The following is a 20,887-nucleotide window of genomic DNA, read 5'->3' as shown; positions in this document are numbered from 1 at the left end:
TCAACCTACCCCCTTTCTTCCCATAAAATCTTACTTGGGCCACCCAAACCCCCCGGGGTCTCGGCGTGGGCCGAGGGGGGGGCCTCCTCCCCACTCCTCTTGCTTTACGGGGTGGTTGGGGTGGAGGTAGAGACGGGGCGGGGGTGGCGGTTCGGGGGGTGGTGCGCGGTGAGGGGGTGGATCCAGGCGAGGAGAGCGAGGAGGAGGGCGAACGGGAGGAGGGTGCAGAGCGTCGCGCTGCCCGGGCTATGGCGGGATTCAGGACGCATCGGGGGCGATGGGGAGGTCGAGTTCGGCCCAGACGGTCTTCGCGTTGGGGTGGCGGGGGATGGTGCCCCAGCGGTCGGCGAGGGCGTCGATGAGGGTGAGACCGCGCCCGGACTGGGAGTTGGGGGCGAGGACGGCGGGCAGGGCGGGGAAGCGGTCGCCCCGGCAGTCCGAGATCTCGATGCGCAAGGTTGTGCCCCGGCGCACGGTGGTGGTGAGACAGAGGTGAAGCTCGAACCCGCGCCCCGGAACGCGGCCATGGGTAGTCGCGTTAGCGGCGAGCTCCGCGACGATCAGGAGAGCCGAGTAGTACGGCTCGGTGTGGGACAAGTTCAGCCCCCAGGTGGTGAGTTGACGCCTGGCGATGCGCCGGCCGATGGCGGCACCCTTGGGGGTGGCGGCGAGGGTGATGGTGTGACGGCGGGGGCTGTCGAGGGGGATGTCGGTCGTCATGGAAAAAATCGTGGCGCCCCGGACGTACGCTGACCACGGATTCGACAAGCACTAAGAGTGCCTGTACGGATGCGGAGGGTGGGCCTGTCCGGCCGACCCCGGATTAACCGATCGAAAACGCGGCAAGTCAGGATGGGGTGGCTGCGATGGGTGCCGAGGGAACGGTCTTCGAGGACGGCGATCTGCCGGAGGGGTCCGAGGGGGTCTCTGAGCTCTACGCTGCGGTGGGAAAGCTGATCAAGCACTTCCGCGAGCGGGCCGGGATCACGCAGAAGGAGCTGGCCAAGATGGCCGGTTACAGCGAGGACCAAGTCGGCGCGGTCGAGCGCGGCAAGCGGACCCCGAGAGTCGAGTACCTGACGGTGGTTGACGATCTCGTTGGGGCAGGCGGCGCGCTGAAGGCGATCGCCCCGGATGTCATGAAGGCGAAGATCCGCGTGAGTGAGCGGCACCCGGCGTGGTCGAAGCCGTACACGACCGAAGAAGCGCACGCTCTGGAGATTCACGACTACTGCACGTTGGACATCCCAGGCCTAGTGCAGACAGAGGCCCACGCGCGAGCGCTGTACCAGATGCGGAAACCAACCCTTACCGATGACTCCGTCGAAAAGTGGGTGGCGGCACGCATGAAGCGGCAAGAGATCCTGACTCGGTCACCGCTTCCGATGATCAGCTGGGTGATCGATGAGAGCGCACTGCGGCGCCCCATGGGCGGGTGGGACGTTCACGAGGAGCAGCTTCGCCACCTGCTGAAGATCGGCCGGATCCGCGGCCTCGAACTCCAGGTGATGCCGCTGGATCGAATGGAGCACGCGGGCATGGGCGGCTCGTTCACCCTCCTCACCCCCAAGGGCCGGTCGCAGATTGCGTTCTGCGAGGTGCAGCACGTCAATCGGCTGATCACGGACCCGGAAGAGGTCCGTATTATGGCCGCACGGTACAGCAGCATCAGGGCGCAGGCGCTCGACATGAGGGAGTCCCTGGCCCTGATCGAGAAGATCCTGGGAGAGCGGTGAGCATGTCCGAGCTGGCGTGGTTCAAGAGCAGCTACAGCGGCAACGAGGGCACAACCTGCGTCGAGGTCGCCGAGACGCCTGCTGTAATCCACGTGCGTGACTCCAAGGACAAGAGCGGCCCTCAGCTGGCCTTCGAGCCGGCCGCCTGGCAGGCGTTCGTGGCATTCGCCGCGACCGCCGAGGTCTGATCAACGTCCTCCCAACGGCCCACCGCCTACCGGGCGGCGGGCCGTTGGCGTACCGTCAAGCTGACGGCGCCGTCCCACACTTAGGGGGAGCAGTGAGCAGCGAACTCATCTGGTTCAAGAGCAGCCACAGCAGCAACGAAGGCGGCGAGTGCATCGAGATCGCCTGGTTCAAGAGCAGCCACAGCAGTAACGAGGGCACCGCCTGCATCGAGATCGCCTGGCACAAGAGCAGCCACAGCAGCAACGAAGGCGGCCAGTGCATCGAGGTCGCCGAGACGACCGAGGCCGTCCTCGTCCGCGACTCCAAGGACGCCTCCGGCCCCCACCACACCTTCACCCCCGCCGCCTGGCAGGCGTTCGTCGCCTTCGCCGCCACCGCCGAGGCCTGATCAACGTAGTTCCGGTCACTCCGGTTCGAAGGCTCGCAGGGTGTCCTCGCCGTCGGTCCACAAGACCCCGAGCCGCTGCCGGGCCAAGAGCCATCCGTCCCCGTCACGGCGGAACTCCCAGTCGTAGGGACCGCCCATGGAGTAGGGGGCAGAGGTTCTCCCCGGAGCGGTGACGGCGACGAACCACATGTACCCGATGCCGGTCGCCCGGTCGCCCGCCACGTCCACGTGCATGTTGAGGATGTGGTGCTGGATGCTCGTGTAGGCCGACTCGGCCTCCTCCACCTTCGCGCGGATGGCCTCCCTCCCCTGGGTTCGCTGCCAGGGCCCGAACTCCAGCACGGCGTCTTCGGCCCAACAGGCGGACCAGATCCGCCAGTCCTTGCGGTCCAGTGCCCGCCAGCCGCGGATCATGAGGGCGTGCAGGGCGTCCCGGTCCTCCAGGTCACGTATTCTGCGCGCCAGGTCGTCGAGAGCGGGGGTGTGCAGCATTCCGGTTCCTTCCGTCACTGGGCGCTCGCCGCAGGTCGAACGACGATCTCGTTCACGTCGACGTACGGCGGCTGGGAGATTGCGTAGGCGACGGCGTCCGCGATCGCGGACGCCGGCAGGGCCACGGCGCGGTACGTCCGCATGGCCGCCCGGGCGGCCGGGTCCGCGATGCCGTCGGCGAGTTCGGACTCCGTGACGCCCGGCGAGACCAGGGTGACCCGGACGTCACCGGCGGACTCCTGACGCAGGCCCTCGGAGATCGCACGGACCGCGAACTTGGTGGCGCAGTACACGGCAGCGGTGGGAGATACCTCGTACGCGCCGACGGAGGCGATGTTCACGATGTGCCCGCCACCTTGGACGCGCATCACGGGCAGGGCGGCGGAGATACCGTGCAGGACACCCCGCAGGTTCACGTCGATCATGCGGTCCCACTCCTCCGTCCTGAGCGCCTCCAGCGGCGACAGCGGCATCACCCCGGCGTTGTTGACCATCACGTCCACGCGGCCGTACCGCTCTTCGGCCGCTGCCACGAAGTCCCGCACGTCGGCGGCCTCGGTCACGTCCAGGCGCCGGGCCGCCGCCGTGCCGCCCGCGGCGGTGATCTCCGTGACGAGTCGGTCCAGGCGATCGGTGCGCCGTGCTCCCAGGAACAGGCGGTGGCCGTCGGCGGCGAGCCGGCGGGCGGTCGCCTCGCCGATCCCACTGCTGGCACCGGTGATCGCTACGACCTTGATTGTCCGGTCCGGCATGACTGCCCCTTGTCTCTCGGTAGGGCACCGAGTCTGGGCGAGGTGTTCCGGGCGGCCCAGGCCGTGTGCTGCCTGGGTGCGGTACACCCAGGCAGCACACCGGGCCCGCGGCCTAGCCTGGGCACATGACCGACAACCAGCTGGGTGAGTTCCTGCGGGCGCGCCGTGCGGCCGTGCGGCCGGACGAGGTCGGGATGCCGAGCCATGGCGTGCGCAGGGTCGCCGGGCTGCGCCGCGAAGAAGTCGCCGTACTGGCAGGGGTGAACGCGGACTACTACACCCGGCTGGAACAGGGCCGTGAACGCCACCCGTCCGCGCAGGTGGTGGACGCGCTCAGCCGCGCGCTGCTGCTGGACACCGACGCCCAGGCGCACCTTCACCAACTGTCCGGAACCGCACCGTCCCAGCGGCCCGTCGCCACCACCGACCAGGTCGCCCCCGCCCTGCGCGTCCTGCTGGACGGCTACCCCGGCACTCCGGCGTTCGTCATCAACCCGGTCCTGGACATCCTGGCCGCCAACGCCCTGGCCGAGGCCCTGTACTCCCCCTTCGAAGCAATGGACAACCTGGCCCGCATGGTCTTCCTCGACCCGGCAGGTCGGCCGTTCCACCCCCGATGGGAGCGGACGACAGAGACGGTGGTGGGACACCTGCGCCAGGCGTCCGGCGTCGACCCTGACGGTCCGCGCCTACGGGATCTCGTCGGCGAACTCAGCACGCGCAGCACGGACTTCGCCCGGCTGTGGAACACCCACACCGTGCGCGGCAAGACCCGCGAACACAAGCACCTCCACCACCCGGACGTCGGCGGCATGACCCTCACCCACCACGCATTCGACGTGCGGGACGCCCCCGGCCAGCAGTTGATCATCTACCATGCGGAACACGGCAGCCCCAGCGCCGAGGCACTCAGCCTGCTCGGCTCCGTGCACGCCACACGCGCCGGTAGGTGATCACGCAGCAGGCGAGCCTGAGGAACGCTTCGCGCCAGGGGGAGCAGTGAGCAACGAACTCGTCTGGTTCAAGAGCAGCCACAGCAGCAACGAGGGCGGCCAGTGCATCGAGGTCGCCGAGACGACCGAGGCCGTCCTCGTCCGCGATTCCAAGGACGCCTCCGGCCCCCACCACGCCTTCACCCCCGCCGCCTGGCAGGCGTTCGTGGCCTTCGCCGCCACCGTCGAGGCCTGATCGACTTCCCCCTCAACGGCTCACCGCCTAAAGAGCGGTGGGCCGTCTGCGCGCCCGGGTGAGCCGGCGGTACGCGAGATGGACCGCGAGGCCCAGCAAGGTCATGAGGACCGACGCGACCAGTGCGACCACATCGAGCACGTTCCGGCCCAGCGAGTTCCAGAAACCGACGCTCGAAGCAAGGGCGGCGGTGTCGGTGTGCCGGGGGTCGTACACCACCGTCACGGTGTCGCGGGCCTTGACGGTGTCGGTGACGTAGGCGAGTTGGGTCTCGACGGGCGCCCCCTCGGACGTCGTGAACCGAACCCGGCAGTGGGCGTTGCCCGCCGGGTTGTCCTGCGGCGCGCTCACCTCGGTGCACTCGGTGACGGCCGCCGACACGTGAACGCCGCGGCTGCGGAGAGCCGACGTCACCCCCATGTCGTGCGGTATCAGGTAGACCAGGCTGAGGACGAACAGCAGGACCCCCAGGCCGATCATCGCGAGCGAACCGTTCCGCACGGTCCGGCCGTGGTCCGGCGCGTTCTCCATCGATCCCCCCGGTGTCGGCCCAACTGCCCACGTGCGCTCACGCTACCCGCACCCACCGACACCGGCTTCCGAGCAGGGAAAACCTCTGATCGAGATCCACCGAGGGCCCGGCTCCCCGGTCATCCGGCGTAACACCTGGTGCACGGCTCGCCCCGGGAGCGAAGGATGGTGCGTGGACTACCCATAGATCCACCCACCCCCCACGCCCGGCCAGGGCAGGCCAGGGCAGCGACACGGAGGAACACCTCGATGACATCCGCCCCGACCACGACGCACCGTCGGCGGAGCAGGGCCGCACTGGCCGCCTGCGCGACCGTGCTGGCCGTCTCCGCCACCACCCTCGCCGCCGGGGCCGCCCCCGCCCACGCCACCACGGGCGTGCGCGAGTTCACCCGGACCGCCACCTTCACCGTCCCCGTCGGCGTCACCGGCCTGCTGATCGACGCCTGGGGCGCCGGTGGCGGAGGCGCCGGCGGCACCTCGACCGTGCCCGTGACCGGCGGCGGGGGCGGGGGTGGCGGCGGATACGTGCACGGTGCGATCACGGTGCTCCCCCTTGAGCAGGTCACCATCACCATCGGCACCGGTGGCGCGGGCGGTGCGGTTGGCGCCGTGGGCTCCGGCGGCACCAGCACCACCATCGCGATCGGTTCGACGGTGCTGGCCACCGCCCAGGGCGGCGGCGGGGGCTTCACGTCGAACGGGGGCTTCCCGGGCTCGTACGCCGGCGGCGGCGCAGGGGGCGGCGGCACCGCACCCGCCGAGACCCCCTTGGGTGGCGGCGGCTACGTACGCCCCGGCGCGGCCGGGGGCAGCACAACCAACGCGTTCTACCCGAACCCCACCTCGCCGGGGGGAACGGGCGGCCAGCCCGCGAACACCGGGAGCGCCAACCCGGGAGACGCCGCGACCGGCGGGCCGGGCGGCCAGTCCGGCGTCAGTGGCACCTCGCCCGGCGAGGCCGGAGCGCCGGGGTACGCGCTCATCCACTGGTCGTTCTGAGCGCCCGACTTCACAAGGCCGAGCCGAGACGGCACCGAACAGGGGATCCGGTCGGTACCGCAGCAGCCCAATACCGGGAACCGTGTTTTGGCGCGTCACTACCGAACCACGGGACAAGACCGTGCTGGAGAGGAACCCGGCGCCAATGCACTCGGCGACCGTGGCCCCCACTGCGCCGACTGCGACCGTCACGCGGGCTCCCTACCACTGACGACGACGCGTCGGCGCCCCCGTGGAGAGCCGGCTGCCGGACCCCCGACCCCACCGGGCGAGCCGGGGCGGCGTTCACGCAGCCCCGGCCCACACGTGGTCCACGCCCCGTCGCGAGGCGGCCGACCGTCGGGCTACCAGCTGATGATCACGTAGCCGGGCGTCCCCTGCGTGCCCCCGGTCGCGTCGGCGCCGGCTCCGCCCGGGCTGCCGGGGGTGTTGTCGTTGACGACGACGTCGTCACCGTTGCCGCCCTTTCCTCCCCCGCCGCCCCCGCTGCCGGCTCCGCCCGCACCTCCCGTGCCAGTTCCGGCCGGCGGGGCGGGTGTGGCGGCCGAGAGCGTCGCGCCCGCACCGCCCGCACCTCCGCCGGAGGAGCCGTAGCCGCCGTTTCCGCCGTAGCCGCCCCGCCCCTGGCCTCCGTCATTGCCTGCGCTACCGGAGTAGCCCGCCCCACCGCCCTTCCCTTGCGCACCGTCCGCGCCAATGACGGCATCGGTCGCCTTCCCCTCACACACACTGTCGGAGCCTTGACTCTGCGCTCCCCCGGCGCTGCCAGGTCCGCCCTGGCCGCCGGATCCGCCGCTTCCGGGGTGGCCGCTCGACCGCCCGGTGGTGCCTCCCCCGCCGCCACCGCCGCCAGGTCCGCCAGGTCCGCCGCCGCCGGGCCGACCGCCGGCCGCCGCGGCGAAGGGCTGCAGCACGAGTTCGCCGTCGGCATCCGGGTAGGGCAGTTCGAAGAACACGCCGCTGCTGAACCCCTCCACACCGACCCCGCCGGTGAGACCGGTGGAGCCCGACCCCCCGCTGCCGCCGTTCTCGGTGTCCGCACCGCCGCCACCCCCGCCCGAACCCGACCCCGCGGCCCCACCTCCACCACCCCGTCCGACGCGTACCGCGACGGTTCCCGGCAGCTGCCCGTACGGGGGCAGTTGCTCCAGGAGGGACGTCTGGACCCGGCAGGCGAGGTAGAAGCCGCTGCCCCCGCCAGCGCCACCACCCCCTCCGGCACCCCCGCCGCCGCCACCGCCACCACCACCGCCGTACGACCCGAGGGTGGAGTCCTCACCGCCGCCACCCCCTCCGGCACCCCCGCCCCCACCGCCTCCCCCACCGCCGCCACCACCGCCGCCCCAGGCCTGGACGAGGACCTCGGTCACCCCGGCGGGCACCGTGAAGTAGGAGGTGCCGGCCTCCGAGAACACCTGCTGCCCATGGGCGGCGGCGGCCGTCACGACGGTCCGCAGGTCCACCGGGGCTACCTGCTGCGGCGTGGAGGCGGGGGCAGCACCGAGCAGGCCACCTGTCACGGGGAGCGCGAGGAGCGCGAGACGCCGCCGACGGGCGGGCAGCGAGGGTTGTATGCGAAGAGTATCCATACGACCACCCTCCGATACCGTTCGCTTGCGCCGCAACCCGGGCGACGCCCCGCGCGGCATCCCGGACGGCAGCCACACAGCCACCGCCGAGGACCCGTCGCCCGGAAGGCGACCCGGCCCACCCCTCAGCAGCCCCGGCCGGATCTGTCAAACGACACACACCCGTTGTGAGTGGACTGGTACGTTCCGCGCATGGACTTCAACGCCATTGCCAACTCGTTCGTGTCCCACTACTACAACACCTTCGACTCCGGCATCGCGGGGCGCAGCAACCTCACCAGCCTCTACCGGCCCGAGTCGATGCTCACCTGGGAGAACGCCCAGGTCCAGGGGCAGCAGAACATCCTCGCGAAGCTGACGACGCCCGAACTGGCCACCGTCAAGCACGCGGTGTCCAGCAACGACGCGCAGCCCGCGCCGGGCGGCGGCGTACTGGTCACCGTCACGGGCGGCCTCGTCATCGACAACGCCTTCGACAAGCCGATGCAGTTCGCCGAGACGTTCAACCTGCAGCCGATCCCCGGCCAGCCCGGCGGCTTCTTCGTCTACAACCAGATCTTCCGCCTCATCTTCGCCTGAGCCGCCAAGGGCCCGGGGCTTCCCGCCGGCTTCCCGCTCGGCGAGCGGAAGCCCCGGGCCAGCGCCACGAGTTGGAGGAAGGGTGCACCTGCGCGGGCTGCGGCCGGCCGACGCCCACGCCGTCCGCCGGATCTACAGCGGCCGGTCGGTCGCCGACCTGTGGTTCGGCCAGATGACCGCCGCCCAGGCCCACGACTACGTGCGCGAAGCCCGGGAGGCCGACGCGCACCGGCCGCGCACCGCACGCGTCCTCGGCATCGACGTCCACGACGACCTGATCGGCATCGTCCGACTCCGCATCACCGGCCACACGGGCAGCCTCAGCTACATCCTGCGCGAGGACGCCTGGGGCCACGGCTACGCCACCACAGCGGTGCGCCGATTCCTCGCCCACCACCGCACCCCGCGGGTCACCGCCGAGCACCGCGTCGGCAACCCCGCCTCGGGAAGGGTCCTGACGAAGACCGGCTTCGTCGTGACCACCGTGACCGACGAGATCGTCCGCTACGAACTGGGCTAGCGACCGCCCTGCCACCTCCGACTCCCCGGGCCCGCGCCGGGCGTGACGCGGACCTTTGCCGTGTGTTTATATTGAACAATGGTTCAACCAAAAACGGGACACCCCCATGCCCCGCACGCCTGAGGCCTCGGCGGCCGTCCGCGAAGCGACCCGCGCCAAGATCCGGCGCGCCGCCGTCCTGCTCATGGCCGAACAGGGCTACCGCGCCACCACCCTGCGCCAAGTCGCCACCCGGGCCGGCGTCGCCGACGGACTGCCCTCCCGCTACTTCGGCAGCAAGGACGGCCTGCTGATCGACATCGCCGACGGCTGGCGCGAACGGACCCGCGCGGCACTCGCCGCCCAGCCCGCCGACAGCCCCGCCGACACCCTGCGACTCCTGGTCCGCTCCGCCCTGCTCGGCCTGGACGCAGCCCCCGAGGAGGTCGAGGAGAGCCGGGCCGTCTCCGCCCTGCTCGCCGACCCCGAAGCCCGCGCCGTCCTGGTCGCCGCAGGCGCCGACCTCGCCTCCGCCGACCTCCTCCAGGCCCTGGACGAATCCCTGGCGGCCTGCCGCGTCCCCGACCCCGCTGCCGCCCGCCTGCTCCTCCTCGCCGGCATCCGCGGCGGCCTCACCCTCGCCGCCGAGGACCCGGCCTTCCCGCTGCGCGACCTGGAAACGGCCCTGCTCGCCCACCTCCTGCCGACGACCTGACCCCTCCCCGAGCTCTGAAAGGCCCCGCCATGACCGCCGAAACCGACATCCGCCCCTACCGCATCGCGATCGAACAGCACCAGCTCGACGACCTGCGCGACCGCCTCGCCCGCACCCGCTGGCCCGACTCGCTGCCCGGCACCGACTGGGACTACGGCGTCCCGCTCCACTACCTCCAGGACCTGGCCGAGTACTGGCGGACCGGCTACGACTGGCGCGAACACGAAACCAGGCTCAACACCTTCCCGCAGTACACCACCACCATCGACGGCGCCAACGTGCACTTCCTGCACGTCCGTTCACCCGAACCCGACGCCACCCCGCTGATCATCACGCACGGCTGGCCCGGCTCGGTGGCCGAATTCCTGGACATCCTGGGCCCGCTCACCGACCCCCGCGCCCACGGCGGCGACCCGCGCGACGCCTTCCACGTGGTCGCGCCCTCCATCCCGGGCTACGGCTTCTCCGGGCCGACCAGCCAACTCGACTGGGACTACCGGCGCGTGGCGCGCGCCTGGGCCGAACTGATGAACCGCCTCGGCTACCCTCGCTACGGCGCCCAGGGCGGCGACTGGGGCTCCGGCATCTCCCGCGAACTCGGCCTCGCCGCCCCCACCCGGGTCATCGGCGTGCACGTCAACACCTCCCCCACCTTCCCCACCGGCGACCCGGCCGTCCTCGACACCCTCGACCGCGAACGGCTCGACACCTGGGCCCGCCACCAGGCCGAAACCTCCGGCTACACCGCCGTCCAAGCGACCCGCCCGCACACCATCGGCTACGCGCTCACCGACTCCCCGGTCGGCCAACTCGCCTGGATCATCGAGAAGTTCCGCGAATGGACGGACTGCGACAGCGGCCTTCCCGAAGGCGCCGTACCCCGGGACCACCTCCTCACCAACGTGATGCTGTACTGGCTCACCGCCACCGCCGGCTCCTCCGCGCGGCTGTACAAGGAGTCGGCCCGCAACGGCTGGACCGAGGCCGCCCCCTCCACCGTCCCCACCGGCATGGCCGTCTTCCCCCACGACATCACCCTCCCGGTCCGCGCCTTCGCCGAACGCATCGACAACATCGTGCACTGGACCGAGTTCGACCACGGCGGCCACTTCGCCGCCCTGGAACAGCCCGAGTCGCTGGTGGCCGACATCCGGACCTTCTTCCGCTCCTTGGCGGGTGGTTGGAGCGAGGTCTGAGTTGCGTCCGCCTCCACTGCGCCCCGATGCGCCCTTGACTCCACACCCGGGCGGGGCCCAAGGTCGTTGCAACTGAGCGCAACTGACTCGACAGCGGAGGCGGTTATGAAGCTACGGTTCGTCGGCAAGGACCCCGAGTCCGGGGACCACGGGTGTCCCTCCGTGTGGGTGGACGAGGAACGGGCAGAGCTGGTGATTCAGGGCTGGAAAGCGGACGAGGCGACGGAAGTCGAGTGCCTGAAGGCCGGGCCGATTCCCGAGCACGAGACCGTCATCCGGCTGCCCCGGCGCATGATTCCACTTCTCAGGGAGGCCCTTGGTGACACAGACGCTCTCTAGCTTCGCCGATCTGATCAAATCCGCACGTCATTCGGCGCTGCACCTTGAGATGCGAGACTGGTACTCGGTGGAGAGCGAAACCGAGGGGTTCGCCGCGTGGCGCCACGGGAAGAGGCTCGATCCCGACAACCGCGAGTCCTGGTGGCGACCTTGGCTCGATCTGGTACAGGAAGTCACCGGCCGAGGCATCGCGATTCGCCGCGCCCGTGTGGTCTCGGAACCGGTGAGCGATTACATCCGCTTCGAGCACTCCGGCACTTTCACCAACATTGCCGCTGGCGAAGATATCCGCTGGCTCCCCAGACGCAGCGCGTCCGGAATCGCTCTTCCCGGCAATGACTGCTGGATCTTCGACGGTCGACTCGTTCAGTTCAACATTTTCGATGGTGCCGGCCGATGGGTCCACACGGATCAGACGGAAGACGCCGCGATGGTAGCGCTGTGTGCTTCGGCTTTCGAAGCGGTCTGGGAGTCCGGGATCCCTCACGAGAAGTTCACCGTCTAGCTCCCCGCACAGAAACCCGATCGGCTAGTTCATGTCCTCCAATCCGCTCTCCAGCGCGAAGTCCGTGCGTGCGGCGCTAGCCGCGCGCCTGGACGCGATGAAGAAGGACGCCGGGCTCACAGGGGATGAACTAGCCGCTCGTTGTGGATGGCACAAGTCAAAGTCATCTCGGATCTCGCGAGGCGTGACTCCACCATCGGACGCCGACATCCGCGCATGGTGTGCCGCCTGTGGCGTCGATGACCAGGCGGCAGACCTCATAGCCGCCTCGCGTTCCGCTGATTCCATGTACATACAGTGGCAGCAGATTCACCGTGACGGCATGCGGAAGATCCACGAAAAAACGGTTCCGCTATACCAGCGAACCCGACACTTCCGCGTCTACGCGTCCAATGTCGTACCGGGGATGCTGCAAACCGCCGAATACGCATCCGGCCTTTTGCGCTCCATCACGGACTTCCAGGGGACACCTGACGACGTCGACCAAGCCGTCCAGGCCAGGATCGAGCGATCGAGTGTCATCCGCAACGCAGGGCAGCGGTTCGCGATTCTGGTCGAGGAATCGGTCTTGTATTACCGAGTGGCCGACGATGCCGCGATGGCGGGCCAGCTCGGTCACCTCCTGTCGGTGATGGCACAGCCGAACGTATCCTTCGGAATCATCCCCTTCGGAGTGCGTCGTTCGGTTTGGCCACTTGAAGCGTTCTACGCCTTCGATGAAGACCTGGTCGCCGTGGAGACCTTGACGGCGGAAATCAACATCTCGACGCCGAGCGAAATCGGCACCTACCACAGGGCGTTCGCCGAGCTGGCGAAACTCGCCGATCGGGGTGCGGCAGCACGCGCGTGCATCACCAGGGCCGTCGACTCCCTCGGGTGAACCGGTGCAACCGAGTGCAACTTCGTGGACCGTGTCACTCATGGCTTCCTACTGTCGATCTGACGGCGCCTCATCGGTCAATGCCGGTTGGGGGCCGCCTCCCTTCAGCATCGAACAGGAAGGCAGTGCAGTGAGCGACCTGTACGAGATCGAGATCCCGGCCGGACTCGCCGCCTACAAGGCGTGTGGCGGGAACCAGGGCGGGGGTGACGACGGGGAGTCGTGCGTGACCCTGCGGGAGGTGCCGGGGGTGGCCGGCGGGTTGTGGGTGATGGGTGACACCAAGGCGCCGGGGCGGGAACTGCGCTTCACCACCGTGGAGTTGAGCTCCGCCGGTATCGACCCGGACCGCTTCACGACCTCCGCCTGACGTACCACCTCGCACCAGTGGGCCCCGTTCCCAACGCAACTGGGAGCGGGGCCCGCCGCACACCCAGGGTAGAGCGCGCATGGATCACTGGAACAGGCCCGGCCTCCACTGGCACTGCTACGTGTGGGCGGGCGGCAAGCGGCCCGATGACGCCGAGCGGCGGCCGCCGGGACCGCAGAACGGCTTACGACCCGAATGGGCCAGCCCCGTACCGCCGTTGGAGGTCATGCACTGGCTCGCCAAGTCGGCGGCGCAGATCAGGCTCACCACCAACGACCCGGCCGAGGTGCTCGACTGGCTGGGCAAGCAGCTCGCCGACTCCCCCGCCTCGGAGGCCGACCTCCCCGCGTCCACCCGGCTGGATCACGCCCTGGCGTTCCTCGACACGTTCCCGCACGACGTGGTGTGGACGTACTGGACACCCGGCCAGCAGCTCCGGTCGGTCGCCGCCGTGGCGTGCCCCCTGACGTTCGGCCCCACGTCCGAAACGCCCCCGCCCTGCCCGCTTCGACGGCGCTGACCGGCGCCGCCCGGCTAACCGCCAGCCGCTCGGCGGGTCGTGACAGCGTGTCGAGTGGCGGAGCGCGATCCGCGACGAGAGGGTGACCGACGCAGGACCTCACCTGAAGGAGCGAGAATGCCCGAAGTCACCACTCCGTACGCGACCGGCACCCCGTGCTGGGTCGATCTGATGGCGCAGGACCAGCAGGCGGCACTGGACTTCTACCGCGACCTGTTCGGCTGGCAGGGGCAGGTCGGCCCGGCCGAGTTCGGCGGGTACGCGGTCTGTGAGCTGAACGGCAAGCCGTCCGCCGGGATCGGCCCGGCGATGGCGCCGGAGGGGATGCCCACCCCGCCGACCGTGTGGACCAGTTACCTGTCCACCACCGACGCCCAGGCCACCCAGGACGCGATCGTCGGCGCGGGCGGCACCCTGCTGGTCCCGGCGATGGACGTCGGCGAGCTCGGCAGGATGCTGATCGCCGCCGACCCGCAGGGCGCGGTGTTCGGCGTCTGGCAGCCGGGCGAGTTCTTCGGCGCCCGGGTCGTCAACGAGAGCGGCGCGCTGACCTGGAACGAGCTGCACACCAGCGACGTGCCCGGCGCCACCGCCTTCTACGGCGAGGCGTTCGGCATCGAGGTCCAGCCGGCGCAGGGCGCCGAGCAGTACTGGGAGCTGCGGGTCGGCGGCCGGGCCGTCGGCGGGGTCTCGCTGCTCGCCAACGACCCGCCCGGCACGCCCGCGCACTGGCTGACGTACTTCGCGGTGGACGACGTCGACTCCACCGTGGACGCCCTGGTCAAGCACCGCGGCACCGTCCTCGCCCCGCCGTTCGACATGGTGGCGGGCCGGATGTCGGTGGTGACCGACCCGCAGGGCGCGCCGTTCGCGGTGATCACACCGAAACCGATGTAGGTAGACGGCACGGCCCACCGCGCACGGTGTCGCGGTGGGCCGTCTCCGTCCGACTTCCGTCCGTACAACTCCCGCCCGTACGGGTCACTCCGGCGCGACGGCCGTCACCCCCGCCGTCACTCCCGCTGCGCGCGGCCGACGGCGCTGAGCACCGCCCGTACGCCCGCCGTGAGCACCGAGCCGTCCCGCCCGGCGCCCCACACCACCTGTCCGCCGACCCGGGCCTCGACGTAGGCGACAGCGTCGCTACCAGCACCAGCACCCGCCCCGACGGCGTGCTCGCTGAAGTGCAGGATGTCGACCCGCAGCGCGTCGGCCACCGCGTCGAGCGGCCCGGCGCCCTCGCCGCGCCGGCCGTCCACCTCCGCCCAGTCGTCGCCGGCCTGCCACGGCCGGTCCGGCGCCGCGTCCAGGTACTCCGCGCGGAAGAGCCCGTACAGTTCCTCCGCCGTCACCTCCCGCCCGCTGTCGTCGGTGGCCTCCTGCACGACCCGGGAGAACTCGATCTGGAGCCGCCTCGGCAGTTCCAGCCCGTGCCCGGTCTGGAGCAGGTAGGCGATGCCGCCCTTGCCGGACTGGCTGTTGACCCGGATGACCGCCTCGTAGTCGCGGCCGAGGTCGGCCGGGTCGATCGGCAGGTACGGCACCGACCAGGGCGCCTCGCGCGCCGGGACGCCGGACTCCGCCGCCACCTTGGCGTGGTGGGCGAAGCCCTTCTTGATGGCGTCCTGGTGGGTGCCGGAGAAGGCGGTGTGCACCAGGTCCCCCGCGTAGGGGTGGCGCTCGTGCACGGGCAGCCGGTTGCAGTGCTCGACGGTGCGGCGGATCTCGTCGAGGTCGGAGAAGTCGAGCATCGGGTCGACGCCCTGGGTGTGCAGGTTGAGCGCCAGCGTGACCAGGTCGACGTTGCCCGTCCGCTCGCCGTTGCCGAACAGGCATCCCTCCACCCGCTGGGCGCCGGCCAGCACGGCCAGTTCGGCGCAGGCGACGCCCGTCCCCCGGTCGTTGTGCGGGTGGACGGAGAGGATCACCGACTCGCGGCGCTCCAGGTGCCGGTGCAGGTACTCGATCTGGTCGGCGTAGACGTTGGGGGTGGCGATCTCGACGGTGGCGGGCAGGTTGTGGACGACGGGCCGGTCGGGGCTGGCGTCCCACAGTTCGGTGAGGCCGTTGCAGACTTCCAGGACGTAGTCCGGTTCGGTCAGGTTGAACACCTCGGGCGAGAACTGGAAGCGCACCCCGGGCCGGCCGTCGGCCCGACGTGCCAGGTGGGTGGCGGCCTCGGTGATCAGGGCCCGCAGTTCGTGCCGGTCGCGCCCGAGGACGACCTCGCGCCAGAGCGGGGCGGTGGCGGTGTAGAGGTGGACGACGACGCGGGGCAGGCCTTCGACGGCTTCGAAGGTGCGGTCGATCAGGTCGGCGCGCGCCGCCGTGAAGACGACGACGGTGACGTCCTCGGGCACCGCGCCGGGCACGGTGGCCAGTTGCCGGACGAAGTCGAAGTCGGTGCGGCTGGCGGAGGGGTAGCCGACCTCGATCTCCTTGAAGCCCATGGCCAGGAGCAGGTCGAACATCCGCTGTTTGCGTGCCGGGTCCATGGGTTCGGCCAGTGCCTGGTTGCCGTCGCGCAGGTCGACGGGGACCCACAGCGGGGCGTGGCCGATCCGCCGGCCGGGCCAGCGCCGCATCAGTGCGGGGACGTGCACGCGCTCGTGGGCGGGCCGGTAGCGGTGGGAGGGCATGGCACCCGGGCGCTGCGGGTTCCAGGCGGGGGCGGTGACCGGGACGGGGCCGGCGGGGGTACGCAGGGTCGGGAATCGCATGATGAGTCCTTACGGAGGTACCGGTGGACCGGCAGGACGGCGCCCCGCAGCGGGGTGCCGGTCCGGTCACGCCCCGCTGCGGCCACCAAGAAGAAGGCCACCCAGGGGGAGACTCCACGGCTGCATGCCGGGTAGACTAACCACGAACCAAGTCCTCAGACAAGCTGACAGGTGAACGCGAATGTCCCCGCTCGGCCCCCTCCACCGCTCCCCCCTCGTCGACCAGGCCACCCGACGCCTGGAGGAGCAGATCACCGCAGGACACTGGCCGGTGGGCGGGAAGCTGCCGGGCGAGGTGACCCTGGCGAAGGAACTGGGCGTCGGGCGCTCGACCGTCCGGGAGGCGCTGCGCGCGCTGGCCGGCGCCGGGATGGTGCAGAGCCGGCAGGGGTCGGGCGTGTTCGTGACGGCGGACCGGCCCGCCCTGGACTGGCCGACCCGGCTGCGCCGGGCCGAGCTGGCGCACGTCTACGAGGTGCGCACCATGGTCGAGGTGCAGGCGGCCCGGCTCGCGGCCGCGCGCCGTACGGAGACGGACCTCACCGCCGTGGACGCGGCACTGGCCACCCGGCTGGCGGCGGGCGGCGCGGACGACACGGCCTTCGTGGACGCCGACATCGCGCTGCACACCGCCGTGGTGGCGGCCGCGCACAATCCGGTGCTGGACGATCTGTTCGCCCAGTTCGCGCCCGTCCTGAGGGAGCACCTGGTGGCCCTGGTGGGGGTGCTGGGGCTGCGCAGCGGGGACCCGAACCACGGCTACGCGTCGCACGCGGAGCTCGTCGGGGCGCTGCACCGGGGCGACCCCGAGGAGGCCGGGCGGGTGCTGGCGGCCGAGCTGGAGGCCACCCGGTCGCGCCTGCTGGCCGACTGAGCGGGGCAGGCGGGGCGGGTGGAGCGGCCGGGGGCGATATCCGGAGCGCGGGCACACAGTTTTCACACAGCGGCCACCCGGCCGCCCGCTCCGGCGGCCGACGCCTCGTCAACCCGCTCCGAACTGGGATGCTTCGAGCACGTACGATCAACCGTCAGATGACATTGTGTCCGGAGCGTGTGTGACCACGGTCCAGGCGGCGAACGCACTTTCACTCCAATCACACGGTATGACTAGTATCGCCTCGTCAAGCCCGTGCCCCGGACGGCCCGCCCCGCTCAGGCCGGCCGCCATCCCCAAGGAGACTGCTCTGCGCGCGCGTGCGAATCGGCGGCCCCCGACGCCGAAGGCCCCCCGCAGGCGTCCGCGCCTGTCACTGCGGACGGCGCTGCTCGTCCTCGCCGTCGTCCCCAGCATCGCCCTGGCCGCCCTGTGGGCGGTCACCAGCGGCGAGACCGTCTTCGCCTTCCAGCGCCAGGCCGCCCAGGGCCTGCTCGCCCAGAAGGCCGGCCAGCCGTCCAACATCGTCTACTACAGCCTCCAGGAAGAACGCCGGCTCAGCGCCGAGGCGCTCGCCCGGCCCGGCGGCAACACCGACCAGCTGCGCCGCCAGCGCCAGCAGACCGACGACGCGGTCCGCCAGTTCCAGGTCCTCTCCGGCGAGACCGCCGACAGCGCCCCCGAAGAGGTCCGCACCGCCGTCACCGAGGCCCGCCAGGCGATGGGCAAGCTCGCCGAACAGCGCGCCGCCGTCGACCACGGCTCGATCGACCAGCAGACCCTCTACACGTACTACACCGACCTGATCGCCGTCGACCTGCGGCTGTTCACCGCACTCAGCCACGTCGACACCGGCGAGGTCACCTGGATCTCCAAGACCCTGGTGAACGCCTTCTGGGCCAAGGAGATGCTCGCCCGCGAGGACGCCATCCTCGCCCGCGGCTGGCCCACCGGGCGGCTCACCGTCACCGACTACCAGCAGGTCCAGCAGTCCGTCGGGGCGCAGGAGCACCTCTTCGCCGTCCAGGTCGTCCCGTACATCCCGGACGGCGAGTCCGCCGCCTGGCACGACCTGATGAACAGCCCCGCCTGGCAGGCCAAGGCCGCCGTCGAGCAGTCGCTCACCAAGCCCACCGCGGCCGAGGCCAACGGCACCGTCAGACTCCCCGCCGCCCAGGACCAGTGGCGCCAGGCCCTCGACCAGCTCAACCCGCAGCTGGTCAAGGTCATCGAGACCCGCACCAGCGGCATCGTCGACGTCGGCAAGGGCACCATCCTCTCCCTCCTCACCACGGTCGTCCTGACCACCGTCGTCGGCCTGATCACCGTCGTCGCGGTGATCATCGCCTCCTGGCGGCTCAGCCGCTCGCTGCGCCGGCGCATCAAGGAGCTCCAGACCCAGGCCGAGGAGATGGAGCGCACCCTCCCCGAGGTCGTCGAACGCCTCGGCCGCGGCGAGCAGGTCGACGTCGAGACCGACTCCCGCACCATCACCGCCGGCCCGCACGGCAACGGCACCGACGAGCTCGCCCGCCTCGGCCAGGCCCTCAACCTGGCCCGCGCCTCCGCCGTCGAGGCCGCCGTCAAGCAGGCCGAACAGCACCGCGGCTTCGAGCGGCTGCTCCAGCGCATCGCCCGCCGCACCCAGCTGCTGATCGGCCGCCAGCTGCGCAAGCTCGACGAGCTGGAGCGCAAGCACGAGGACCCGGAGGTCCTGGAGGGCCTGTTCGACCTCGACCACCTCACCGCCCGCCTGCGCCGCTACGAGGAGAACCTCGTCATCATGGCCGGCGGCCAGCCGCAGCGGCGCTGGCGCAAGCCCGTCCCGCTGCTGGACGTGCTGCGCGCCGCGCAGGGCGAGGTGCAGGACTACCGCCGGATCATGATCGACGTCGAGGGCCACCCGTGGCTGTCCGAGCGGGCCGTCGGACCGGTCGCGCACGTGCTCGCCGAGCTGATGGAGAACGCCACCACCTTCTCCAAGCCGCCCACCCCGGTCGAGGTCCGGGCCGCCATGGTCGGCCGCGGACTCGCCGTCGAGATCGAGGACCGCGGCCTCGGCATGGACCCCGAGCAGTACGACGCCGCCAACGAACTGATGAGCCGCCCGCCCCGCACCGACGTGCTCGCCCGGGCGGACGACGTCCGCCTCGGCTTCTACGTCATCGCCCGGCTGGCCGCGCACCACGGACTCAAGATCGAGTTCCGGCCGTCGGCCTTCGGCGGCACCCGGGTCGTCGTGCTCGTCCCCGACGAGCTCGTCATCGACGGCGACGCCGGACTGCCCGACGACGCCCCCGTCGAACCGATCCCGCTCGTGCGGCGCTCCCGCAAGGCGCTGCTCACCGCCTCCAACGAGGCCCCGGCGCCGGCGCCGGCGGGGCCGCCGGTCGCGCCCGTGGACTCCTTCCCGCCGGGAGAGTCCTTCGCGCCGGCGGAGCCCCTCCCGCCCGTGGAGACCTTCGCCGCGGCCGACTCCTTCCCGCCGGTGGAGTCCTTCCCGCCGGTGGAGGCGTTCGGGCAGGTCGAGGCCTTCGGGCAGGTCCAGCACGTGGAGCAGCCCGGGTACGCCGAACCGCTCGGGTACGTCGAACCGGTCGGGCACGTCGAACCGCTCGGGCAGACCCAGCAGCTCCCGCAGACCCAGCAGTTCCCGCACGACCCGCTGACCGCCCCCGTCCAGGCCTTCGGCCACGTCGAGTACGTCCAGCCCGAGGCCGCGCCCGCCGCCGAGCCCGCGCCGTTCCCCACCCCGTACGCCGCCCCGTACGCCGAGCAGCCGATCGAGCACAGCTCCCCGGCCCCCGACGCCCCGGCCGACCAGCGGCCCTCGCACGACGTGCCCGCCTACCCGGACATCGCCTACGCCCGGGTCACCGACGCCGAGGCCCCGTACGCCGACGAGCAGTACCGCCCGGCCGACCACTACCGGCTGGCCGAACGGCGTCAGCGCCGCGAGTACGCCTCCGCGGTGCCGCTCAGCCCCACCGAGACCGAGCAGCCCCCGCTGCCCCAGCGCGTCCGGCAGGCCAGCCTGGCCGCCGAACTGCGCGTCCCGCCGGCGCCCCGCCCGCAGTGGGCCGAGCCCGCCGCCGGGCCCCGCGCCGAATCCGCCGCCCAGGGCACCGAGCCCGCCGGCGGCCCCTTCCAGCGCCCGGCGAAGCGCTCCGGTGCGACGATCGGCGCCTTCCAGCGCCAGTCCCGTGCCGCCCGCGCCCAGGACAGCGGCGAGCACCCGCTGCCCGGGGCCGTGACCCCACCGGCTCCCCCCACCGCCCCCGCCGGCTCCCCGACGCCCGCGTCCGGCCCCTCCCCCTGGGCCCTGCCGGCCGCGGACCCCCGAACCACACGAACGGATGACCAGTCATGAACCGAACGATCGCCACCCACCAGGACCTGGACTGGCTGCTGGACGGACTCGTCGACTCGGTGCCCGGGACCAGGAACGCCGTCCTGCTCTCCGACGACGGCCTGGTCGTCAGCCACTCCCGCACCATCGAACGGGCCGACGCCGAGCGCCTCGCCGCCGTCGCCACCGGCCAGCAGAGCCTGGCCCGCGGCGTCGGCCAGCTCTTCGACGGCGGGGCCGTCCACCAGGTGATCGTCGAACTCGCCGAGTGCTGGCTGTTCATCATCGCCGCCGCCCAGGGCACCCACCTGGCCGTCGTCGCCTCCCAGGAGGTCGACGCCGAGGTCATGTCGGTCGCCATGCACACCCTGGTGCAGCAGGTCGGCCAGAAGATGACCACCCCGGTGCGGGCCGAGGCCGGCGCCGCCTCCCCCGCCGGCTTCGACGCCTTCGCCGCCCGGAACCGGAGCTGAC

25 protein-coding genes and 1 pseudogene are annotated in these 20,887 nt (G+C 71.4%); 20 read left to right on the top strand and 6 right to left on the bottom strand.

From position 1 onward, the window contains the following. Nucleotides 1–258 precede the first annotated feature (258 nt). Nucleotides 259–720, bottom strand: coding sequence for an ATP-binding protein (locus ACFVHI_RS05170; protein ID WP_380335911.1), 462 nt, complete (start codon nucleotides 718–720; stop codon nucleotides 259–261). A gap of 146 nt (nucleotides 721–866) precedes the next feature. Here ACFVHI_RS05170 and ACFVHI_RS05165 point away from each other — a divergent pair, with 146 nt between their 5' ends. From ACFVHI_RS05165 to ACFVHI_RS05155, 3 genes are all read left to right on the top strand, one after another. Then, nucleotides 867–1,736, top strand: a complete 870-nt coding sequence (locus tag ACFVHI_RS05165) for a Scr1 family TA system antitoxin-like transcriptional regulator (RefSeq protein WP_380335909.1) — start codon at nucleotides 867–869, stop codon at nucleotides 1,734–1,736. 2 nt (nucleotides 1,737–1,738) lie between these two features. Further along, entirely contained in the window at nucleotides 1,739–1,924 is a 186-nt protein-coding gene (locus tag ACFVHI_RS05160; protein WP_380335907.1) for a DUF397 domain-containing protein, read from the top strand. 92 nt (nucleotides 1,925–2,016) lie between these two features. Next, nucleotides 2,017–2,313, top strand: a complete 297-nt coding sequence (locus ACFVHI_RS05155) for a DUF397 domain-containing protein (RefSeq protein WP_380335905.1) — start codon at nucleotides 2,017–2,019, stop codon at nucleotides 2,311–2,313. Nucleotides 2,314–2,328: 15 nt separating this feature from the next. Here ACFVHI_RS05155 and ACFVHI_RS05150 read toward each other — a convergent pair whose 3' ends face one another. Next, nucleotides 2,329–2,805: a nuclear transport factor 2 family protein gene (locus ACFVHI_RS05150; protein WP_380335903.1), complete on the bottom strand. Its 477-nt coding sequence runs from the start codon at nucleotides 2,803–2,805 to the stop codon at nucleotides 2,329–2,331. A gap of 14 nt (nucleotides 2,806–2,819) precedes the next feature. Then, nucleotides 2,820–3,557, bottom strand: a complete 738-nt coding sequence (locus ACFVHI_RS05145) for an SDR family oxidoreductase (protein ID WP_380335900.1) — start codon at nucleotides 3,555–3,557, stop codon at nucleotides 2,820–2,822. A 125-nt stretch (nucleotides 3,558–3,682) separates the two neighbouring features. Between ACFVHI_RS05145 and ACFVHI_RS05140 the strand changes: the two genes are divergently transcribed. Both ACFVHI_RS05140 and ACFVHI_RS05135 read left to right on the top strand, forming a co-directional pair. Further along, on the top strand, nucleotides 3,683–4,510 hold the full coding sequence (locus ACFVHI_RS05140) for a helix-turn-helix transcriptional regulator (RefSeq protein ID WP_380335898.1): 828 nt from the start codon (nucleotides 3,683–3,685) through the stop codon (nucleotides 4,508–4,510). A gap of 46 nt (nucleotides 4,511–4,556) precedes the next feature. Then, nucleotides 4,557–4,745, top strand: a complete 189-nt coding sequence (locus tag ACFVHI_RS05135; RefSeq protein WP_380335895.1) for a DUF397 domain-containing protein — start codon at nucleotides 4,557–4,559, stop codon at nucleotides 4,743–4,745. A gap of 27 nt (nucleotides 4,746–4,772) precedes the next feature. On the opposite strand, the gene ACFVHI_RS05130 is transcribed toward ACFVHI_RS05135, so the two are convergent. Next, the gene (locus ACFVHI_RS05130) at nucleotides 4,773–5,276 is read right to left on the bottom strand and encodes a DUF3592 domain-containing protein (protein WP_380335892.1); all 504 of its coding nucleotides are present in this window, start codon (nucleotides 5,274–5,276) and stop codon (nucleotides 4,773–4,775) included. A gap of 249 nt (nucleotides 5,277–5,525) precedes the next feature. Between ACFVHI_RS05130 and ACFVHI_RS05125 the strand changes: the two genes are divergently transcribed. Continuing rightward, complete coding sequence (locus ACFVHI_RS05125) at nucleotides 5,526–6,278, top strand: glycine-rich domain-containing protein (protein WP_380335889.1); 753 nt, start codon at nucleotides 5,526–5,528, stop codon at nucleotides 6,276–6,278. A 344-nt stretch (nucleotides 6,279–6,622) separates the two neighbouring features. Here the strand turns inward: ACFVHI_RS05125 and ACFVHI_RS05120 are convergent, their stop codons facing one another. Continuing rightward, entirely contained in the window at nucleotides 6,623–7,867 is a 1,245-nt protein-coding gene (locus ACFVHI_RS05120; RefSeq protein WP_380335886.1) for a hypothetical protein, read from the bottom strand. A 192-nt stretch (nucleotides 7,868–8,059) separates the two neighbouring features. On the opposite strand from ACFVHI_RS05120, the gene ACFVHI_RS05115 reads away from it, so the two are divergent. From ACFVHI_RS05115 to ACFVHI_RS05065, 11 genes and pseudogenes are all read left to right on the top strand, one after another. Then, entirely contained in the window at nucleotides 8,060–8,446 is a 387-nt protein-coding gene (locus tag ACFVHI_RS05115; protein ID WP_063349806.1) for a nuclear transport factor 2 family protein, read from the top strand. A gap of 82 nt (nucleotides 8,447–8,528) precedes the next feature. Then, entirely contained in the window at nucleotides 8,529–8,966 is a 438-nt protein-coding gene (locus tag ACFVHI_RS05110; protein ID WP_063349805.1) for a GNAT family N-acetyltransferase, read from the top strand. A gap of 106 nt (nucleotides 8,967–9,072) precedes the next feature. Continuing rightward, nucleotides 9,073–9,660, top strand: a complete 588-nt coding sequence (locus ACFVHI_RS05105) for a TetR/AcrR family transcriptional regulator (protein ID WP_380335882.1) — start codon at nucleotides 9,073–9,075, stop codon at nucleotides 9,658–9,660. Between the two features lie 29 nt (nucleotides 9,661–9,689). Further along, nucleotides 9,690–10,856 carry an epoxide hydrolase family protein gene (locus ACFVHI_RS05100; protein WP_380335880.1) on the top strand — a complete coding sequence of 389 codons (1,167 nt, stop codon included), beginning with the start codon at nucleotides 9,690–9,692 and terminating at the stop codon, nucleotides 10,854–10,856. Nucleotides 10,857–10,961: 105 nt separating this feature from the next. Next, nucleotides 10,962–11,195: a hypothetical protein gene (locus ACFVHI_RS05095; RefSeq protein WP_063349803.1), complete on the top strand. Its 234-nt coding sequence runs from the start codon at nucleotides 10,962–10,964 to the stop codon at nucleotides 11,193–11,195. Then, nucleotides 11,176–11,700, top strand: coding sequence for a DUF6879 family protein (locus tag ACFVHI_RS05090; RefSeq protein ID WP_380335877.1), 525 nt, complete (start codon nucleotides 11,176–11,178; stop codon nucleotides 11,698–11,700). The genes ACFVHI_RS05095 and ACFVHI_RS05090 overlap by 20 nt, the downstream gene beginning before the upstream one ends. Before the next feature lie 31 nt (nucleotides 11,701–11,731). Next, nucleotides 11,732–11,938, top strand: a pseudogene (locus ACFVHI_RS05085) (helix-turn-helix domain-containing protein); the annotation flags it as partial. 84 nt (nucleotides 11,939–12,022) lie between these two features. Further along, on the top strand, nucleotides 12,023–12,580 hold the full coding sequence (locus ACFVHI_RS05080; RefSeq protein ID WP_380336055.1) for a DUF5753 domain-containing protein: 558 nt from the start codon (nucleotides 12,023–12,025) through the stop codon (nucleotides 12,578–12,580). A gap of 130 nt (nucleotides 12,581–12,710) precedes the next feature. After that, entirely contained in the window at nucleotides 12,711–12,950 is a 240-nt protein-coding gene (locus ACFVHI_RS05075; protein WP_063349800.1) for a hypothetical protein, read from the top strand. A gap of 79 nt (nucleotides 12,951–13,029) precedes the next feature. Continuing rightward, complete coding sequence (locus tag ACFVHI_RS05070; RefSeq protein ID WP_380335874.1) at nucleotides 13,030–13,470, top strand: hypothetical protein; 441 nt, start codon at nucleotides 13,030–13,032, stop codon at nucleotides 13,468–13,470. 117 nt (nucleotides 13,471–13,587) lie between these two features. Beyond that, the gene (locus ACFVHI_RS05065) at nucleotides 13,588–14,367 is read left to right on the top strand and encodes a VOC family protein (protein ID WP_380335871.1); all 780 of its coding nucleotides are present in this window, start codon (nucleotides 13,588–13,590) and stop codon (nucleotides 14,365–14,367) included. Between the two features lie 116 nt (nucleotides 14,368–14,483). Here the strand turns inward: ACFVHI_RS05065 and ACFVHI_RS05060 are convergent, their stop codons facing one another. Continuing rightward, nucleotides 14,484–16,190, bottom strand: a complete 1,707-nt coding sequence (locus ACFVHI_RS05060; RefSeq protein WP_380335868.1) for a 2-isopropylmalate synthase — start codon at nucleotides 16,188–16,190, stop codon at nucleotides 14,484–14,486. A 181-nt stretch (nucleotides 16,191–16,371) separates the two neighbouring features. Here ACFVHI_RS05060 and ACFVHI_RS05055 point away from each other — a divergent pair, with 181 nt between their 5' ends. The 3 genes from ACFVHI_RS05055 (at nucleotide 16,372) to ACFVHI_RS05045 (ending at nucleotide 20,886) form a co-directional block, all read left to right on the top strand. Then, nucleotides 16,372–17,064, top strand: a complete 693-nt coding sequence (locus tag ACFVHI_RS05055) for a FadR/GntR family transcriptional regulator (RefSeq protein WP_380335865.1) — start codon at nucleotides 16,372–16,374, stop codon at nucleotides 17,062–17,064. A 229-nt stretch (nucleotides 17,065–17,293) separates the two neighbouring features. Then, nucleotides 17,294–20,434, top strand: coding sequence for a nitrate- and nitrite sensing domain-containing protein (locus ACFVHI_RS05050; RefSeq protein ID WP_380335862.1), 3,141 nt, complete (start codon nucleotides 17,294–17,296; stop codon nucleotides 20,432–20,434). Next, a complete protein-coding gene (locus tag ACFVHI_RS05045) occupies nucleotides 20,431–20,886 on the top strand; it encodes a roadblock/LC7 domain-containing protein (RefSeq protein ID WP_063349794.1) in 456 nt (151 codons plus the stop codon). Before ACFVHI_RS05050 ends, ACFVHI_RS05045 begins: the two co-directional genes overlap by 4 nt. Nucleotide 20,887: the final 1 nt, after the last annotated feature.

The sequence above is a fragment of the Kitasatospora sp. NPDC127121 genome (assembly GCF_042677305.1).
Classification (GTDB): Bacteria; Actinomycetota; Actinomycetes; order Streptomycetales; family Streptomycetaceae; genus Kitasatospora.
The sequence above is the reverse complement of the archived record's forward strand: the minus strand, read 5'-3'. Positions and strand labels throughout refer to the sequence as shown.

What these genes read in the sequence shown, in the direction of transcription:
- ACFVHI_RS05065 (WP_380335871.1), top strand. Translation starts at nt 13,588, where the DNA reads ATGCCCGAAGTCACCACTCCGTACGCGACCGGCACCCCGTGCTGGGTC.
- ACFVHI_RS05120 (WP_380335886.1), bottom strand. Translation starts at nt 7,867, where the DNA reads ATGGATACTCTTCGCATACAACCCTCGCTGCCCGCCCGTCGGCGGCGT.
- ACFVHI_RS05105 (WP_380335882.1), top strand. Translation starts at nt 9,073, where the DNA reads ATGCCCCGCACGCCTGAGGCCTCGGCGGCCGTCCGCGAAGCGACCCGC.
- ACFVHI_RS05145 (WP_380335900.1), bottom strand. Translation starts at nt 3,557, where the DNA reads ATGCCGGACCGGACAATCAAGGTCGTAGCGATCACCGGTGCCAGCAGT.
- ACFVHI_RS05060 (WP_380335868.1), bottom strand. Translation starts at nt 16,190, where the DNA reads ATGCGATTCCCGACCCTGCGTACCCCCGCCGGCCCCGTCCCGGTCACC.
- ACFVHI_RS05115 (WP_063349806.1), top strand. Translation starts at nt 8,060, where the DNA reads ATGGACTTCAACGCCATTGCCAACTCGTTCGTGTCCCACTACTACAAC.
- ACFVHI_RS05100 (WP_380335880.1), top strand. Translation starts at nt 9,690, where the DNA reads ATGACCGCCGAAACCGACATCCGCCCCTACCGCATCGCGATCGAACAG.
- ACFVHI_RS05055 (WP_380335865.1), top strand. Translation starts at nt 16,372, where the DNA reads ATGTCCCCGCTCGGCCCCCTCCACCGCTCCCCCCTCGTCGACCAGGCC.
- ACFVHI_RS05150 (WP_380335903.1), bottom strand. Translation starts at nt 2,805, where the DNA reads ATGCTGCACACCCCCGCTCTCGACGACCTGGCGCGCAGAATACGTGAC.
- ACFVHI_RS05080 (WP_380336055.1), top strand. Translation starts at nt 12,023, where the DNA reads ATGCGGAAGATCCACGAAAAAACGGTTCCGCTATACCAGCGAACCCGA.
- ACFVHI_RS05070 (WP_380335874.1), top strand. Translation starts at nt 13,030, where the DNA reads ATGGATCACTGGAACAGGCCCGGCCTCCACTGGCACTGCTACGTGTGG.
- ACFVHI_RS05045 (WP_063349794.1), top strand. Translation starts at nt 20,431, where the DNA reads ATGAACCGAACGATCGCCACCCACCAGGACCTGGACTGGCTGCTGGAC.
- ACFVHI_RS05130 (WP_380335892.1), bottom strand. Translation starts at nt 5,276, where the DNA reads ATGGAGAACGCGCCGGACCACGGCCGGACCGTGCGGAACGGTTCGCTC.
- ACFVHI_RS05125 (WP_380335889.1), top strand. Translation starts at nt 5,526, where the DNA reads ATGACATCCGCCCCGACCACGACGCACCGTCGGCGGAGCAGGGCCGCA.
- ACFVHI_RS05170 (WP_380335911.1), bottom strand. Translation starts at nt 720, where the DNA reads ATGACGACCGACATCCCCCTCGACAGCCCCCGCCGTCACACCATCACC.
- ACFVHI_RS05165 (WP_380335909.1), top strand. Translation starts at nt 867, where the DNA reads ATGGGTGCCGAGGGAACGGTCTTCGAGGACGGCGATCTGCCGGAGGGG.
- ACFVHI_RS05140 (WP_380335898.1), top strand. Translation starts at nt 3,683, where the DNA reads ATGACCGACAACCAGCTGGGTGAGTTCCTGCGGGCGCGCCGTGCGGCC.
- ACFVHI_RS05050 (WP_380335862.1), top strand. Translation starts at nt 17,294, where the DNA reads ATGACTAGTATCGCCTCGTCAAGCCCGTGCCCCGGACGGCCCGCCCCG.
- ACFVHI_RS05160 (WP_380335907.1), top strand. Translation starts at nt 1,739, where the DNA reads ATGTCCGAGCTGGCGTGGTTCAAGAGCAGCTACAGCGGCAACGAGGGC.
- ACFVHI_RS05095 (WP_063349803.1), top strand. Translation starts at nt 10,962, where the DNA reads ATGAAGCTACGGTTCGTCGGCAAGGACCCCGAGTCCGGGGACCACGGG.